Source organism: Janthinobacterium sp. OK676 (assembly GCF_900103595.1).
Classification (GTDB): domain Bacteria; phylum Pseudomonadota; class Gammaproteobacteria; order Burkholderiales; family Burkholderiaceae_D; genus Janthinobacterium.
Map to the genome: position 1 here is coordinate 34245 of NZ_FNHA01000010.1, position 16664 is coordinate 50908.

Here is a 16664-nt window from a genome sequence, read left to right on the forward strand (position 1 = left end):
CCAGCAAGCTGCGTAGGTCGGATTAGCCCGCAGGGCGTAATCCGACAAGGCCGCTGGATCGACATCAGCATTTGAATAGGACATCGGGAGCTATCATGTTTCTAACTCAGGAAATCATTCGCAAGAAGCGCGACAAGGGCGTATTGAGCGCCGAGGAAATCCAGTTTTTCGTGCGTGGCATCACTGACGGCAGCGTCAGCGAAGGCCAGATCGCGGCGCTGGGCATGGCCGTCTATTTCAACGACATGAACATGGACGAGCGCGTGGCGTTCACGCTGGCCATGCGCGATTCCGGCCACGTGCTGGACTGGCGCTCGCTGAACCTGCCGGGCCCCATCGTCGACAAGCATTCGACGGGCGGCGTGGGCGACGTGGTCTCCCTGCTGCTGGGCCCCATGGTCGCCGCGTGCGGCGGCTACGTGCCGATGATCTCGGGCCGCGGCCTGGGCCACACGGGCGGCACCCTCGACAAGTTCGACGCCATTCCAGGTTACTGCACCGTGCCGGACAATGAACTGTTCCGCAAGGTGGTGCAGGATATCGGCGTGGCCATCATCGGCCAGACGGCGCAGCTGGCGCCGGCCGACAAGCGTTTCTACAGCATCCGCGACGTCACCGCCACGGTGGAATCGGTGGCCATGATCACCGGCTCCATCCTGTCGAAGAAACTGTCGGCGGGGCTGGACGCGCTGGTGATGGACGTGAAAGTGGGTACGGGCGCCTTCATGCCGACCTACGACAAGTCGGTGGAACTGGCCGAGAGCATCGTCGCCGTCGGCAATGGCGCGGGCATGCAGACGTCGGCCATTCTGACGGACATGAACGAATCGCTGGCGCCGTACGCGGGCAATGCGCTGGAAGTGCGCGGCGCCATGGATTACCTGACGGGCCGTTCGCGTCCCGCGCGCCTGCATGAAGTGACCCTGGCGCTGTGCGCCGAGATGCTGGTGCTGGGCGGCCTGGCCGCGACCGAAGAGGAGGCGCGCGTGAAATTGATGGCGGCCCTCGATTCGGGCGAGGCGGCCGAGCGCTTTGCGCGCATGGTGTCGGCACTGGGCGGCCCGGCCGACCTCGTCGACAATCCGGACAAGCACCTGGAGCAGGCGCCGTTCATCGTGCCGGCGCCAGCGTTGTCGGCCGGCTTTGCCAACGTGCGCGATTGCCGCGCCATCGGCCTGGCCGTCGTGGCCCTGGGCGGTGGCCGCCGCCGTCCGACCGACAGCATCGATTTCGCCGTCGGCCTGACGGACCTCGTGGGCCTGGGCGAGCAAGTGGCCGTGGGCCAGCCGCTGGCCATGGTGCACGCGCGCACGGAAGCGGCGGCGCAGCAAGCCGTCAGGGAAATCCAGGAAGCGTATGCCATCAGCGCCGTGGCGTTGACGGCCAATCCCGTGATTTATCGTACGATACGACCTTAAATTAAACCCAGAGGCAAAGTCTGGGGTCGTACCCTCAGGGTACGACCCCGGCATCTCGCTGCTGGGGTTGAAAAGAAAAATCAAATGAACAACCAAGAACTGATCGCCGAAGCCAATGCCGGCCGTGAACTGGCCTACGCGCCATACTCGCGCTTTAAAGTGGGCGCGGCGCTGCTGTGCAAGGATGGCCGCGTCTTCCGCGGCTGTAACGTGGAAAACGCCGCCTATGGCCTGTGCAACTGCGCCGAGCGCACGGCGTTTTTCAGTGCCATCGCGCATGGCTGCAAGCCGGGCGACTTCGCCAGGCTGGCCGTCACGGGCGATACGGCCGAACCGATCTCGCCGTGCGGCGCCTGCCGCCAGGTGATCTTCGAGATGGGCGGCGCCGATTTGCCGGTGATCCTGACGAACCTGAAAAACGATGTCATGGAAGTGACGGCGGGCTGGCTGCTGCCGCACGGCTTCGGCAATTCCGACCTGGACATGAAGTAACAGGATCCGCTTGAACAAGACGATAGACATCCAGGCCGCCGTGGCGATTGCGGCGGCCGAAGCCATGGCGGCCAAGACGCAAGGTACATTTGGCGTGGGCGGCGTGCTGCTCGATGGCGCCGGCAACGTGCTGCAATCGATGCACAACAACGTCGTGCGCCAGGGTCTGGTGTTCGACCCCACGGCGCATGGCGAGCGCCAGCTGGTGGACTGGTATTTCGCCGAGCGGGCCAAGGGCGTGCCCTTGCCGCCGCCGGGGGAACTGACCATCGTCACCTCGCTCGACCCCTGCTGCATGTGCACGGGGGCGATATTGGCCGCCGGTTTCAACGTGGTGGTGGCCGCGCCCGACGTCAAGGCGGGCATCAATTATGATGGCAGCGCCACGTTCAAGGCCTTGCCGGCGCCGCTGCGGGCGCAGGCCGGCCGCAGCTTTTACTACCCGGCCGTGCGCGGCGCCACCGAATATGCGCGCCTGCCTTCCGGCGCCGCACCCAAATCTTTTTTCATCGGCAAGAGCATCCACGAGGCGACGCAGGCTCTGTGTTCGCTCGTGTTCGAGGCCACATCGGCGCAGGTGATGCAGCTGCTGAACGCGGGCGACGACGTCCCCCTGCGCGATCCGGCCGCCTTGCCGTCCGAACATGCCGTGGTGCGCGCCCTGCGCCGCCGCTATCCCGACGCCCTGACTTACCGCTGCGAGCCGCACGCGCCCGATGCGGGCCTGGCGCCCTTCCTGCAGGCGGCCATGGAGCAGGATATGCGCGATGGCGGCCAGGGCGACGCTGCCGCCTTGCTCGACTCCTTCGGCAACCTGCTGCTGTGCATGCCGGGCAAGGTGAGCCAGTCCGCCATCCGCACCCCGTTCATGGAGTGCACGCGCCAGTACGCGCAATTGCGCTTCGAGTTGATGGCGAGCGCCGATCCTGCGCTGCAGGAAGAATTCAAGAGTTACCTGGGCCACCCCAAGCACGGCACCTTCGTGCTGGCCATCGGCCCGGATGACGGCGCCGCCAGTTTCATGACCCTGGGCGCCTACGGCTCCACCATGGAAGGGGCGCTGCCGGAGAATAATCCCGCACAGCTCCAGTACGTGCGCCCGGCCATGGAGGAAGACGCGCTGCTGGCGCTGTGCGAGTCGATGCCGCCGCTGTACCGCAAGCTGATACGCATCCGCCCGCGTCAGGTGGCGAGCCAGGACTTGATCAGCGCCTTGGCCTAGGCGTCATCATCCGGCAGGTTTTTCAGCAAGAAGTCGCGCACGTTTTCACCGGCCACGCGGCGGATCTGCGCTTCCGACAGGCCCGCGTCGAGCAGCGCCTGCGTCAAGCGTGGCAAGCCGGCCGCATCGATGGCCGTGGTGACGGCGCCGTCGAAGTCCGAGCCATAGGCCACGTGTTCGGCGCCGATCAGCTTTACCGTGTACTGGATGGCGCGCGCGATGGACGCCACGTCCTTGCCGCAGACGGCCGTATTCCAGAAGCCGATGCCCACCAGGCCACCCTGGGCGGCGATGCGTTTCAGTTGTGCGTCGCTCAGGTTGCGGCCGTTGGCGCACGTGCCGCGCACGCCCGTGTGCGACACCATCACGGGGCGTTTCGCCATCGTCAACACGTCGTCGATGGTGGCCGGCGAGGCGTGCGCCAGGTCGACGATCATCTTGCGCTGCTCCATGGCGCGCAGCCATTGCTTGCCCAGCGGCGTCAGGCCGCCTTTCTTCAAGCCATGCTGGGAGCCGGAGATTTCCGTGTCGAAGAAATGCGTGGGCGCGGCCATGCGGTAGCCGGCCTGGTACAGGGTATCGAGGTTGTCCAGTTTTCCTTCCAGCGCATGCGCGCCTTCCAGGGTCAGCCAGCCGGCCAGCAAGGCGGGGTCTTTTTCGCGCGCGGCGATGAAGCTGCGCAGCTGGGCGCGGCTGCCGATGACCCGCACCTTGCCATCGCTTTTGGCCGCTTGCTGGCGCAGCTCGTCGGCCTGGTAAGTGGCGCGCGCCAGCAGGCTGTTCCAGGTGGCGGGCGGCAAGCCTTGCGCCACCACCAGCGCCGTGATGTTGTCCGTGTCGCTGCCATTGCGCTCGATATTCATCTTGCGCGGCGTCTTGGTGACGACGGAAAACGCTTGCAACGCCACGTTGGCCCGCCGCAGGCGGGGGAAGTCGACATGCCCGCGCTGGCTGTCGCGGTTCAGATTGCGTTGCCACAGCAGGCTGTCGGCGTGCAGGTCGGCGATCCACAGGCTCTCGTGCAGGGCCGTAGTGGCTGCCGATGGCGCCTTGCCGGACGGGGGATGGACGCGGTTGAGATGTTCGTCGACGAGGACGGGAGCGGACAGGAAACCGCCGATCAGCGCAAGGCTGGCGGCGGTGAGGCTACTGATAATCATTGTTCTCCGTTTTACCATGGATCGTAGGTGCCCAGACTCCAGATATGGCCTTCCGGGTCGCGGCAGGTAAAGCCCCGTCCGCCGTAATCTTCATCCTTGATGTCGAGCACGATCTCTGCGCCCGCTTCGCGCGCGCTGCGGTAGACGGCGTCGGCATCGTTGACGACCAGGTAGCAGCTTTGCGTATTGGCGCCGCCGATGTCGCCAGGCAGTTTCATCAGGCGGCCATAGTCGCTGTCGATGGCTGGCGCCACCATGACCATGCCATTGCCAAAGCTCAGTTGCGCATGGGCGACGCCACCGTTGCCATCAGGCACGATCAATTGTTTTTCAAAACCGAGCGCCTTGCATAGCCATTCGATGGCGGCGGGCGCGTCGCGGTAACGCAGGCAAGGAATGGTTGTGTTTGCTGTCGCTTTTGCTGTCGTGATCATCAGAAAACTCCTATGGCTGTGGGGGAGTAGCTTCGATCATGGATACCGTCTGGCGTTCCATATCCCTGCCATCCATGGGGATAGGCTTGATGCCCGTCAGTGCTACGCCCATCCATAGTGCCATAGAACAATCAATGCACTCTTGCCACGACGCAAATTTTTATTGCGGCGACTGCTGCGAGCCCGGTACTTTTTCGTCTGCGCCGGCATCGTCGCCGTTGCTTGCCCATTTCAGCAGCATGACGAGGGCAAACAGCATGATGGCCAGCGGCAAGATGGTGATCACGAACGCCATGCCCAGGCAGCATGCCAGCAGCATGGGCCAGGACATGGCGCGCAAGGCGGCCATGCCCTGGCGCGTGTAAGCGCACAGCTCGTTCCAGAAAGCGCTGAAGGAAGTGCTGCCCGGTGCCGAATTGATGTCTTTCATGCCGTTCTCCTGTCGTGTTGGTGCCGCTGCCGTATGCATGCTGGCGATGAAGCCACTATAGGCAAAACGGTGCTGCCAGGTATCGCGTATGCGACGAATGGCAGGAATGGCGGAGCGAACGGCGACAAAACGGGACAAGCGGTTAGTCGAATACCTTGAGTTTCAGCTGGAAACTGAGGGCGCCATACAGGCGGTCCTTGTAGGACGGCACGATGGCGATATTCACGCCCACGCGCTGGTATTCATAGCTGATGGTGGGGACCAGGGCCGGGAACCAGCCGCCATCGCGCATCTTCGGATAGCCGCTGAAGCCGCCAACGACGGCGCCCACGCGCAGCGGACCCACCTTGATGGGCTGGTAGTACACGCCCAGGTAGTTCGAGTAGGCGCGGTCGCTATTGTAGAAGCGGCCAGCCGTGACCGACGCGACCGTGGAAAAGCGGTATTCGGCGCCCAGGCCCGGATTGCTGTCGTTCAAATTCTTGTCGCGCTGAAAGTGATACGAATAGAAGCCCGCGTTGAGCCAGGTTTCGCTGAGGGGCTGGTTGTCGATCATGTTAAACACATCGGCGTGCGCGCCGCAGGCATATGCCAGCATCAGTGCGCCTAGGGACAATCGTTTCATGCGTGCTTCATCCTTATGATTTCATACTCGGTGGGCTGGCCTCGTCTGGCGCTGCCGCGATCGTATCACCAAGTTGGCTGTGCTTCTATGCAATATTGAAAGGGCGGAACAGACGGCTGTTTGCCCGTCTGTTGGCAGCGTCATCCCCATGGCTTGCGCGTTCTCGGGGCAGCGACAGGGGAGTGATTCTCATTTTGCAACTAAGTTTGCATTAATATTACAAAAGTTGTTGGTTTGAGACATGTCAAAGTCGATGGATATGATATTCTGGCGTCAAGTTAATTTTCTTTTTGGAAATAAAATGTCAATCATGCCTAAATCATCATTCGTACTCGTTCTGTCGACCGTGTTTGCCGCCAGCGCCGCGCAAGCCGGTGTTGTCGATTTGGGCATCGGTGGCGCCAATTTGTATTCCCTGAGCAACTTCAGCGCGTCCGGCAGCGATGTCGAAGGCGGCGTGCTGGTGGCCGGTAACCTGACGGCGTCGAACTATTCTGTCAATGACAAGAACAAGGACGCCTATGTCACGCACGGCAATACCGGCTATGCGCTGGTCGTTGGCGGTAACCTGAACTACAGCTCCGGTTCTATCAAGAACGGCAATTACTTTGTCGGCGGCAGCACGACGACGAGCAGCGTGGGCCTGAACACGGCGACCAGGACGACGACGTCGCCCGTATCGTTTGCCTCCACCTCGGCCCAGCTGAAAAACACCTCGACGTCGCTGGCGAACGTGGCGTCCACGGGCAGCAGTTCCGTAGCCTACGGCGGCATGACGCTCACGGGTGGCACGGGCGGCGTGCAAGTGTTCGACCTGACTTCCGCGACGCTGGGCTCGGTGAACAACTTTAAGTTCAGCAACCTGCACACGAACGACACCCTGATCCTCAATATCAGCGGCACGAACGTGAACCTGTCCGGCGGCTACGGCGATTTCAGCAAATACAATGTGCTGTACAACTTCTATGAAGCGCAGACGATCACCTTGAACGGCGTGGGCCTGTACGGCAGCATCCTGGCGCCGCTGGCGACCATGGCCGGTGGCAATGGCCAGATCAACGGCGACGTGGTGGTGGGTAACTGGGCTTCGAACATCCAGGTCAACGCCAGCCATTCTTTCAACGCCACCAACGTGGCCGGCTATGTCTCGGCCGTGCCGGAACCGGAAACCTATGCGATGCTGCTGGCAGGCCTGGGCCTGGTCGGCTTCATGGCGCGCCGCCGCAAGAGCAAGACGGCAGCGTAACGTTCCGCTGTTCTAGAAACCGCCTTTCAAGGCGGTTTTTTTTCGCCTGCCGGCGGCATGGAGACGGCCGCCAATACCATGTGCGCGATCAGGGTTTCCGCATCCTCGTAATCCTTGCGCGTGAGCTGCCTGCGCTCCAGCACCAGTGCCATCTGCGCCGAAAAATCCGCATACGATTGCGTCATGGCCCAGATGGCGAACATCAGGTGCGTGGCATTGACGGGCGCGATCCTGCCGGCCGCGATCCACGCTTCGAAGACGGCGATATCCTTGCGCAGCAGGGGCACGACTCTTTCTCGTATCTGCGCGCCGTACAGGGGCGCGCCATTGATCACTTCCAGCGCATACACGCGCGAAGCCCACGGCTGTTCGCGCGAAAAACGCAGCTTGGCGCCGATGTAGGCGCGCAGCACGTCGCGCGGCTCGTCGTGTGCATTGGCCAGCATGTCCATGCGTGCCAGCCAGTCGTCGAGCACGTCGTCGAGCACGCGCTGGTACAGCAGCTGCTTGGACGGGAAGTAATACATCAGGTTCTGCTTCGACAGGCCGGCCCGCTCGGCGATGGTGGCGATCGATGCGCCTTCGTAGCCGCTTTCCGCGAACGCGCGCACGGCTTGCTCGAGGATGTCCGCTTCCAGGCGGTCGCGGTTTTGCAGGCGCCGGCCGCCGGCATTTTTCACGGGAAGGGCTGGGGATTTGTCGCTGGCCATGGCGGGTTCTTTAGCGTGGACGGATCGATTGCAGGAATGCCTGCAGCACGGGGGTATCGGTGTAGGCCACGTTGAAGCGGAACCACACCGTCTCGGGCGCGCGCAGCATGAAAAATTCGTTCGGCGACAGCAGGATGCCCGCCTTCAAGGCCATGTCGGCGATGATCTTGCCATTCCATTCCGGCGTCTGGATAGTGGGCCAGCCGGCGCTGACGAACATGCCGCCGCGCGGACGCGCCACGGGCGCCATGCCCGCTTGCGCCAGGCAGTCGATGCTGCGCTCGCGGGCCGCATCGAGCTGCGCCACCAGCCGTTCCACCATGCGCTTGTAGGGCCGCGCGGACACGGCGTGGTAGACGGCGCGCTCGTTGATTTCCGACGTCGTCAGTCCCGCCAGCATTTTTACGCGCACCAGTTCGGCCACCAGCGACGGCGAGGCGCAGATCGAGCCCACGCGCAGCACGGGCGACAGGGTCTTGGAAAAACTGCCCACGCGGATCACGCGGCGCAAGCCATCCATGGCCGCCAGCGATGCTTCGCCGCGCGCCGCCAGTTCGCGGTAGATATCGTCTTCCACCAGCCAGAAATCGAATTGCTCGGCCAGTGCCAGCAGGCGGTGCGTTTGCGCCTGGCTGAGCGACGTGCCGAGCGGATTTTGCAGCACCGTGTTGACGAACATCAGCTTGGGCTGCGTGCGCGCGGCCTCGCTGGCCAGCGCATCGAGGTCGAGGCCCGCCTCGCCGCGTGCAATGCCCACGGGGATGCAGCCGTGGTGGCGGATCAGCGACTGCAGATTGCTGTAGCCGGGATCTTCCACCAGCACCGTGTCGCCCGGCTTGGTCAGGCTGCGCAGGATCAGATCGAAGGCGTGGGTGGCGCCATGCGTCAGCAAGACCTGGTCCGGCTCCACCTGGAACAGCTCTTCCGACAGGCTGGTGGCCAGGTGTTGGCGCAACGAAGGAAATCCGAGCGGGTGGCCATAGCCGCGCAAGCGGCTGGCGGGTATGCGCATGGCCTGGCGCACGGCGTCGAGCACGGTCGCCTCGCCATACATCTCGGGCGGCAGCCAGCCCGCACCCACGGGCAGGGCCTCGGACACGCCAGAATACAGGTCCGGCGTGAGGGCGTCGATGGCGGTGGGACTCGCATGTACGGTGCTCTGTGGCGTAGCGGCGATATCGTGGCGCGCGACAAAATAGCCGGAACCGCGGCGCGACGACAGCAGGCCCAGATTGACCAGGCGGTCGTACGATTCGACGACGGTAAACGTCGACACCCCATTGCAGCGGGCGAACTGGCGCACGGACGGCATGCGCGTGCCGATGCGCAGGGCGCGGCTGCCCACCATGACGCTGATGGCGATGACGATCTGCTCGACGAGGCCGCCCTTCTTCTGGCGGTCGATGTCCAGCACGGGCCAGCCGGTAGATTGCTCGGGGGCATCGTCTGTGCTGTCGCTGTGCTTCACGGTGGCTCCTTATGCTGCCTTGCACAAAAAAAACTGTAGTGGTTTTTCGACCTGTACGGTTGGGATACTTTGCCGTTTGTGTATCTGTGCCATTGGGGATGGCCTGTCTATTATTACATCAGCTTTTTGCCAACTGGTAAATTATTTTACGCTTCGTCAAAAACGATCCTGGCGCCGCGCCAGCCCATCCCAAGGAGAAGGTCATGAACGAAACAAGGCCGGAATCGATGTCGGCATTCTGGATGCCGTTTACGAATAACCGCGATTTCAAGGCCAACCCGCGCTTGCTCGTGTCGGCTGAAGGCATGTATTACAAGGACGTCGACGGCAACGCCATTCTCGATGGCACGGCCGGCCTGTGGTGCGTGCCCTGCGGCCATGCGCAGCCGAAGATCGTCGGCGCCATCCGCGAGATGGTGGGCCAGCTCGACTTCGCGCCCACGTTCCAGATGGGCCATCCGGCCGCCTTCGACCTGGCGGAAAAACTGATGGATTACACGGGGCATAAATTTGGCCACGTGTTTTATACGAATTCCGGTTCCGAAGCCGTCGACACGGCGTTGAAGATCGCGCTGGCCTATCACCGGGCGCGCGGCGAGGGCGCACGCACCCGATTGATCGGGCGCGAACGCGGTTATCACGGCGTGGGCTTCGGCGGCATTTCCGTGGGCGGCATCGGCGGCAACCGCAAGACCTTCGGCCCCCTGCTGCCTGGCGTGGACCACTTGCCGCACACGCATAACCTCGACAAGAATGCTTATACGGTGGGCGAGCCCGAATACGGCACCCACCTGGCCGATGAGCTGGAACGCATCGTCGCCCTGCACGACGCCTCGACGATTGCCGCCGTCATCGTCGAACCGGTGGCCGGTTCCACGGGTGTGCTGATCCCGCCAAAAGGCTATCTGAAACGCTTGCGCGAGCTGTGCACCAAGCACGGCATCCTGCTCATCTTTGATGAAGTGATCACGGGTTTCGGCCGCATGACGACGCCGTTCGCCGCCGATTATTTCGACGTCGAGCCTGACCTGATGACGACGGCCAAAGGCCTGACCAACGGCATGGTGCCGATGGGCGCCGTGTTCAGCAAAAAACATATCCACGACGCCTTCATGGACGCGCCAGCCGGCATCGAGCTATTCCACGGTTACACGTATTCCGGCCACCCGCTGGCCTGCGCCGCCTCGCTGGCAACCCTGCAAGTATTCGAGGAACAGGACATCCTTGGTCACGCGAAAAACATGCAGGCGTATTGGAGCGACGCCGTGCACTCCTTGAAAGGCTTGCCGCACGTGATCGACTTGCGCAGCATCGGCCTGATCGCCGGCATCGAGCTCGACCCCATCGCCGGCAAGCCCGGCACGCGCGCCTTCAACGCCTTCAAGCAGGCCTTCGCCGACGGCGTGCTGATACGCACGACGGGCGACATCATCGCCCTGTCGCCACCGCTGGTGCTGGAAAAACAGCATATCGACGAGCTGTTCGGCAAGCTGGCCAAGGTACTCAAAAATCTCGATTGAACTGCGACCCCAAAACAACATCCGGGGTCAGACCCGCCGGGGTTATGCGTCCCAATGGGGCGCATAACAATCTCGAAGAGACTGACCCGGCGCTTGATTCGGGTTTAACAAAAGAAAGTGCATCATGACTGATCTCGACACCATCACCCACTACATCAACGGCGCCAAAGTCGACACCCAGAGTGGCCGCTACGGCGACGTCTACAACCCCGCCCTCGGCGCACCCGTGGCCAGGGTGGCGCTGGGCACCGTGGAAGATGTCGACGCGGCCGTGCAGGCGGCCGCCGCCGCCTTCCCCTCGTGGTCCGCCACGCCGCCCTTGACGCGTGCCCGTGTCCTGTTCCGCTACCTGCAACTGTGCCAGCAGCATACGGACGAATTTGCCGCCATGCTCACGCGCGAGCATGGCAAGACCTTTGCCGATGCGCAGGGCGAGGTGGCGCGCGGCATCGAGATGGTGGAATTTGCCGTCGGCATCCCGCAGTTGCTGAAAGGCGAATTCACGGACCAGATTTCGCGCGGCATCGACGCCTGGTCCATGCGCCAGGCGCTCGGCGTGGTGGCCGGCATCACGCCATTCAACTTCCCCGTGATGGTGCCGATGTGGATGTTCCCCGTCGCCATCGCCTGCGGCAATACCTTTGTCCTGAAACCGTCCGAGCGCGATCCATCGGCCTCTTTGCTGCACGCGAAACTGCTGAAGGAAGCGGGCTTGCCCGACGGCGTCTTCAACGTGGTACAGGGCGACAAGGTCACTGTCGACGCCCTGCTCGACCATCCTGTCGTGCAGGCGGTCAGCTTTGTCGGCTCGACGCCGATTGCCGAATACATCTATGCGCGCGGCAGCGCCAGCGGCAAGCGCGTCCAAGCCTTGGGCGGCGCAAAAAATCACATGGTGGTGATGCCCGACGCGGACATGGACATGACGGTCGATGCGCTGATCGGCGCGGCCTACGGTTCGGCGGGCGAACGCTGCATGGCCATCTCCGTCGTGGTGGCCGTGGGCGACGCGGGCGACAAATTGATCGATGCACTGGCAACGCGCACGGCCGCACTGAAAGTGCGCGACGGCATGGAAAATGGTGCGGAAATGGGCCCCGTCGTGTCCTTGGCCGCCAAGCAGCGCATCGAAAAACTCATCGCCTCGGGCGTGGAGCAGGGCGCGACCCTGGTGGTCGATGGCCGCAACCACGTGGTGCCGGGCCGCGAGAACGGCTTCTTTGTCGGCGGTACCTTGTTCGACCACGTCACGCGCGACATGAGCATCTACAAGGAAGAAATTTTCGGCCCCGTGCTGTGCGTGCTGCGCTGTCCAGACGTGGTGCACGCGGTGGAACTGATCAACGCCAACGAGTATGGCAACGGCGTGGCCATCTACACGCGCGATGGCGGCGTGGCGCGCGAATTCGTGCGCCAGATCCAGGTCGGCATGGTGGGCGTCAATATCCCCTTGCCCGTGCCGATGGCCTTCAACAGTTTCGGCGGCTGGAAGCGCAGCATGTTCGGCGACCACCACGCCTATGGCCCCGAAGGCGTGCGTTTCTACACGCGCCACAAGGCCGTGATGCAGCGCTGGCCGAACACGGCAAGCGCTGGTGTGGAATTTGCTTTTCCCCAGATGAAGTAAGGGTTTCAAATCACAAGCCGGCCGCACATAACAAGAGGAATACGCGATGATCGAGTCTTTGAACTATTTGCCCCATCCCGCCCTGCCCAACGAAGAACTGGCGGGCCACTTCACGGACCTGGCGCCGCCGCTCACGGCGCGCCAGGCCGCCATCGAAAGCGCCCGCTGCCTGTATTGCTACGACGCGCCGTGCAGCCGCATCTGCCCGTCCGAAATCGACGTGGCCAGCTTCATCCGCAACATCCACGACAAGAACATCAACGGCGCCGCCGCCGGCATCCTGAAACAGAACATCCTGGGCGGCAGCTGCGCCAGGGTCTGTCCGACGGAAATCCTGTGCGAAGACGTCTGCGTGCGCAACCACGACGCGGAAGGCCAGCCCGTCAAGATCGGCCTCTTGCAGCGCTACGCCGTCGACCACATGCACTTCGCCAGCCACCCGTTCAAGCGGGCGGCCGCCACGGGCAAGACGATTGCCATCGTCGGCGCAGGGCCGGCCGGTTTGTCGTGCGCGCACCGCCTGGCCATGCTGGGCCACGATGTGGTGATCTTTGAAAAGGAAGACAAGGCGGGTGGTTTGAATGAATACGGCATCGCCAAGTACAAGCTGACGGACGACTTCGCCCAAAAGGAAATCGACTTCCTGCTCGATATCGGCGGCATCGAGATCCGATGTCGCCACGCGCTGGGCGAGAACGTGCAGCTGCGCGACTTGCACGCGCAGTACGACGCCGTCTTCCTGGGACTGGGCCTGGGCGCCAGCCGCAAGCTGGGCTTGACGGGCGAAGATGCGCCGGGCTTGCTGGCCGCCGTCGATTATATTAGCGCGCTGCGCCAGGCGGACGACCTGGCCGCGCTGCCCGTGCCGAAACGCGCGATTGTGATCGGCGCCGGCAATACGGCCATCGACATGGCCGTGCAGATTCAGCGCTTGGGCGCCGAGGAAGTCACCCTCGTCTACCGGCGCGGTTTCGACGCCATGACGGCCACCCACCATGAACAGGAAATCGCCAAGGCGAACCAGGTGCGCATGCTGACGTGGGCCCAGCCGCAGCAAGTGCTGCTCGACGCTGGCGGCAAGGTGGCCGGCATGCGTTTCGAAAAAACGGCCATGCAGGGCACGCGTCTGGCGGGCACGGGGGAAACGTTCGACGTGGCGGCCGATGCCATCTTCAAGGCCATCGGCCAGAGCCTCGACACGCAAGTGCTGATTGACCCGATGGCGTCGCTGCTGAAACGCGAAGGCGACAAGATCGCCGTAGATGGGGGCTTTCGCACGGTGCTGCCGGGGATCTATGCGGGCGGCGATTGCGTGGCGCCGGGGCAGGACTTGACGGTGCAAGCCGTCCAGCATGGCAAGCTGGCCGCACTGGCCATCCATTCCGATTTGTTCAATAAAGTGGAGGCTGCATAATGGCTGATCTCAGCATCGAATTTTGCGGCATCAAGGCGCCGAATCCCTTCTGGCTGGCGTCCGCACCGCCGACCGACAAGGCCTACAACGTGGTGCGCGCCTTCGAGGCGGGGTGGGGCGGCGTCGTGTGGAAAACCCTGGGTGAAGACCCGGCCGCCGTCAACGTTTCGTCGCGTTATTCCGCGCTGTACGGCAAGAACCGTGAAGTGGTGGGCTTCAACAATATTGAGTTGATCACCGACCGCTCTTTGGCAATCAACCTGCGCGAAATCACGCAGGTGAAAAAGGACTGGCCCGACCGCGCCATGATCGTCTCGCTGATGCTGCCCTGCGAAGAACACTACTGGGCCGATATCCTGCCCAAGGTCGAGGCGACGGGGGCGGACGGCATCGAACTCAATTTCGGTTGCCCGCACGGCATGCCGGAGCGGGGCATGGGCGCGGCCGTGGGCCAGGTGCCCGAGTACGTGCAGATGGTCACCGCCTGGTGCAAGAAGCACAGCAAGTTGCCTGTCATCGTCAAGCTCACGCCCAACATCACGGACGTGCGCATGCCGGCGCGCGCGGCCAAGGCGGGCGGCGCGGATGCCGTCTCGCTGATCAACACCATCAATTCGATTACCTCGCTGGACCTGGACCGGATGGTGGCCTTGCCTATCGTGGGCGGCGCCAGCACGCACGGCGGGTATTGCGGCGCGGCCGTCAAACCGATCGCCCTGAACATGGTGGCGGAAATCGCCCGCGATCCGCAGACGCGCGGCTTGCCCATATCCGGCATCGGCGGCATCGGAAACTGGCGCGACGCGGCCGAATTCATCGCCCTGGGCGCGGGCTGCGTGCAGGTGTGCACGGCCGCCATGCTGCATGGTTTCCGCATCGTCGAAGAGATGAAGGATGGCCTGTCGCGCTGGATGGATGAAAAGGGCTATGAACGCATCAGCGACTTTTCCGGCAAGGCCGTGGCCAACACGACGGACTGGAAATACCTGGACATGAATTACCAGGTCATCGCGCAGATCAACCAGGACGACTGCATCAAATGCGGCAAGTGCTACGTGGCTTGCGAAGACACCTCGCACCAGTCGATTGCGCAACTGATCGACTCTGCCGGCACGCGCACGTATGAGGTGATCAAGGAGGAATGCGTGGGCTGCAACCTGTGCGAAATCACCTGTCCGGTGCAGGGCTGCATCACGATGGTGCCGCAGACGACAGGCAAGCCATACATGAACTGGACGCAGGATCCGCGCAACCCTCGGGCGTTGGCGGAGTCGGCATAGGGCACGGTTATTGCGTGCGTTTTATTTGTAAACAGCGGCCGGCCTTTGCGGTAAGCTAGATCGACTTAAAGGTCGCGCCGTTTCTATAAAACCGATTCCCTCCCAACCGATGGAGCATACCTGTGAACCACGACTATTCAGGCAACACGCAACTCTGGAATGAAGACCTGGCGCCCACCACGGCGGCGCAGCGCACCTGGCGCTGGTATCACTTTGCCGCGCTGTGGGTCGGCATGGTGATGTGCATTCCCGCCTACACCCTGTCGGCCAGCCTGATCGACAGCGGCATGTCCGGTTACCAGGCCGTGCTCACGGTATTTCTCGCCAACGCCATCGTGCTCCTGCCCATGCTGCTGATCGGCCATGCGGGCACCAAGTACGGCATTCCGTATGCGGTGCTGGCGCGCGCCTCGTTCGGCACCATGGGGGCGCGCCTGCCCGCCCTGATGCGCGCCATCGTCGCCTGCGGCTGGTACGGCATCCAGACCTGGTTCGGGGGCCAGATGATCTACACCCTGATGGGCGTGCTGATGGGGCATGAGCTGGGCGGCGAGAAGATCGCGGGCCTGGGCATCAACGGCAGCCAGTTGCTGTGCTTTTTGGCTTTCTGGGCCATCCAGTTCTATTACATCCTGCATGGCATGGAATCGATCCGCAAACTGGAAACCTATACGGCGCCGCTGAAAATCCTCATTTGCTTCGTGCTGCTGTACTGGGTGCACAGCAAGGCCGGCGGCGTGGCCAGCCTGCTGGACCAGCCATCACAGTTCATCCCCGGCGGTAAAAAGGCGGGCCAGTTCTGGAGCGTCTTCTGGCCATCGTTGACGGCCATGGTGGGTTTCTGGGCCACCCTGGCATTGAACATCCCCGACTTCACGCGCTTTGCCAAGACGCAGCGCGACCAGGTGATCGGCCAGTCGATCGGCTTGCCCGTGCCCATGGGTTTGCTGGCCATGCTGGCCGTGATCGTCACGGCGGGTTCCGTTGTCATGTACGGCAAGGCCATCTGGGACCCTGTCGACCTGGCCAGCCGCATGACGGGCGCCGCCGTGCTGATCGCCCTGATCATCCTGCTGATCGATACGGTCAGCGTCAACCTGGCGGCCAACCTCGTGGGCCCGGCGTACGACTTTTCATCGCTGGCGCCGAAGCAGATTTCGTACAAGATGGGCGGCTACATCACGGCCTTCATCGCCATCGTCATGATGCCGTGGAAGGTGCTCGAGTCGACGCAGGGCTATATCTTCACGTGGCTGATCGGCTACTCGGCCCTGCTGGGGCCCATCGCCGGCATCCTCATCGTCGACTATTATTTTGTGCGCAAGACGCAGCTTGATGTGAAGCAGCTGTACCGCGACGACGGCGTCTACTCGTATGGCAATGGCTGGAACATGGCGGCGCTGATCGCCTTTGTCATCGCCGTGCTGCCGAATATCCCGGGCTTTTTGAACGCGGCTTTTCCCACGGCGTTTCCCGGCGTGGCCGAAGGCTTTAAAACCATTTACACCTACGCCTGGTTCGTGGGCGTGGCCATCGCCGCCGTCGTGTACGGCGCCATGATGAAGGGCAAGGCCGTGGCGCACGTGCAGCAGGCGCCGCAGTCGTAATCACTGAAGGA

15 protein-coding genes are annotated in these 16664 nt (G+C 63.0%); 9 read left to right on the forward strand and 6 right to left on the reverse strand.

Going from position 1 to position 16664, the window contains the following annotated elements; genetic code table 11:
- The first annotated feature begins 95 nt into the window (after window positions 1–95).
- The 3 genes from deoA to BLU39_RS19180 are packed head-to-tail and all read left to right on the forward strand — an operon-like array spanning window position 96 to window position 3132.
- On the forward strand, window positions 96–1418 hold the full coding sequence (gene deoA, locus BLU39_RS19170) for a thymidine phosphorylase (RefSeq protein ID WP_092715826.1): 1323 nt from the start codon (window positions 96–98) through the stop codon (window positions 1416–1418).
- Complete coding sequence (locus BLU39_RS19175; protein WP_269800064.1) at window positions 1419–1910, forward strand: cytidine deaminase; 492 nt, start codon at window positions 1419–1421, stop codon at window positions 1908–1910.
- A gap of 4 nt (window positions 1911–1914) precedes the next feature.
- Complete coding sequence (locus tag BLU39_RS19180; protein WP_175539369.1) at window positions 1915–3132, forward strand: nucleoside deaminase; 1218 nt, start codon at window positions 1915–1917, stop codon at window positions 3130–3132.
- Here BLU39_RS19180 and BLU39_RS19185 read toward each other — a convergent pair.
- The 4 genes from BLU39_RS19185 to BLU39_RS19200 form a co-directional block, all read right to left on the reverse strand.
- Window positions 3129–4292, reverse strand: coding sequence for a dipeptidase (locus BLU39_RS19185; protein ID WP_092715830.1), 1164 nt, complete (start codon window positions 4290–4292; stop codon window positions 3129–3131). The genes BLU39_RS19180 and BLU39_RS19185 overlap by 4 nt on opposite strands.
- Before the next feature lie 11 nt (window positions 4293–4303).
- Window positions 4304–4726, reverse strand: coding sequence for a VOC family protein (locus BLU39_RS19190; protein ID WP_092715832.1), 423 nt, complete (start codon window positions 4724–4726; stop codon window positions 4304–4306).
- Between the two features lie 160 nt (window positions 4727–4886).
- Window positions 4887–5156 (reverse strand): hypothetical protein, encoded by a 270-nt coding sequence (locus BLU39_RS19195; RefSeq protein WP_092715834.1) that lies wholly within the window; start codon window positions 5154–5156, stop codon window positions 4887–4889.
- A gap of 142 nt (window positions 5157–5298) precedes the next feature.
- Entirely contained in the window at window positions 5299–5781 is a 483-nt protein-coding gene (locus tag BLU39_RS19200) for a hypothetical protein (protein ID WP_092715836.1), read from the reverse strand.
- Window positions 5782–6091: 310 nt separating this feature from the next.
- On the opposite strand from BLU39_RS19200, the gene BLU39_RS19205 reads away from it, so the two are divergent.
- Window positions 6092–7027, forward strand: coding sequence for a choice-of-anchor A family protein (locus BLU39_RS19205; protein ID WP_175539362.1), 936 nt, complete (start codon window positions 6092–6094; stop codon window positions 7025–7027).
- Window positions 7028–7053: 26 nt separating this feature from the next.
- On the opposite strand, the gene BLU39_RS19210 is transcribed toward BLU39_RS19205, so the two are convergent.
- Both BLU39_RS19210 and BLU39_RS19215 read right to left on the reverse strand, forming a co-directional pair.
- A complete protein-coding gene (locus BLU39_RS19210) occupies window positions 7054–7737 on the reverse strand; it encodes a TetR/AcrR family transcriptional regulator (protein WP_092715840.1) in 684 nt (227 codons plus the stop codon).
- A 10-nt stretch (window positions 7738–7747) separates the two neighbouring features.
- Window positions 7748–9205 carry an aminotransferase-like domain-containing protein gene (locus tag BLU39_RS19215; protein WP_092715842.1) on the reverse strand — a complete coding sequence of 486 codons (1458 nt, stop codon included), beginning with the start codon at window positions 9203–9205 and terminating at the stop codon, window positions 7748–7750.
- A 203-nt stretch (window positions 9206–9408) separates the two neighbouring features.
- Between BLU39_RS19215 and BLU39_RS19220 the strand changes: the two genes are divergently transcribed.
- From BLU39_RS19220 to BLU39_RS19240, 5 genes are all read left to right on the forward strand, one after another.
- On the forward strand, window positions 9409–10725 hold the full coding sequence (locus BLU39_RS19220; protein WP_092715844.1) for an omega-aminotransferase AptA: 1317 nt from the start codon (window positions 9409–9411) through the stop codon (window positions 10723–10725).
- A 124-nt stretch (window positions 10726–10849) separates the two neighbouring features.
- Window positions 10850–12352, forward strand: a complete 1503-nt coding sequence (locus tag BLU39_RS19225; protein ID WP_092715846.1) for a CoA-acylating methylmalonate-semialdehyde dehydrogenase — start codon at window positions 10850–10852, stop codon at window positions 12350–12352.
- Between the two features lie 46 nt (window positions 12353–12398).
- Entirely contained in the window at window positions 12399–13766 is a 1368-nt protein-coding gene (locus BLU39_RS19230) for an NAD(P)-dependent oxidoreductase (protein WP_092715849.1), read from the forward strand.
- Window positions 13766–15046 carry an NAD-dependent dihydropyrimidine dehydrogenase subunit PreA gene (gene preA / locus BLU39_RS19235; protein ID WP_198511254.1) on the forward strand — a complete coding sequence of 427 codons (1281 nt, stop codon included), beginning with the start codon at window positions 13766–13768 and terminating at the stop codon, window positions 15044–15046. Before BLU39_RS19230 ends, preA begins: the two co-directional genes overlap by 1 nt.
- 122 nt (window positions 15047–15168) lie before the next feature.
- Window positions 15169–16653, forward strand: coding sequence for an NCS1 family nucleobase:cation symporter-1 (locus BLU39_RS19240; RefSeq protein WP_092715853.1), 1485 nt, complete (start codon window positions 15169–15171; stop codon window positions 16651–16653).
- Window positions 16654–16664: the final 11 nt, after the last annotated feature.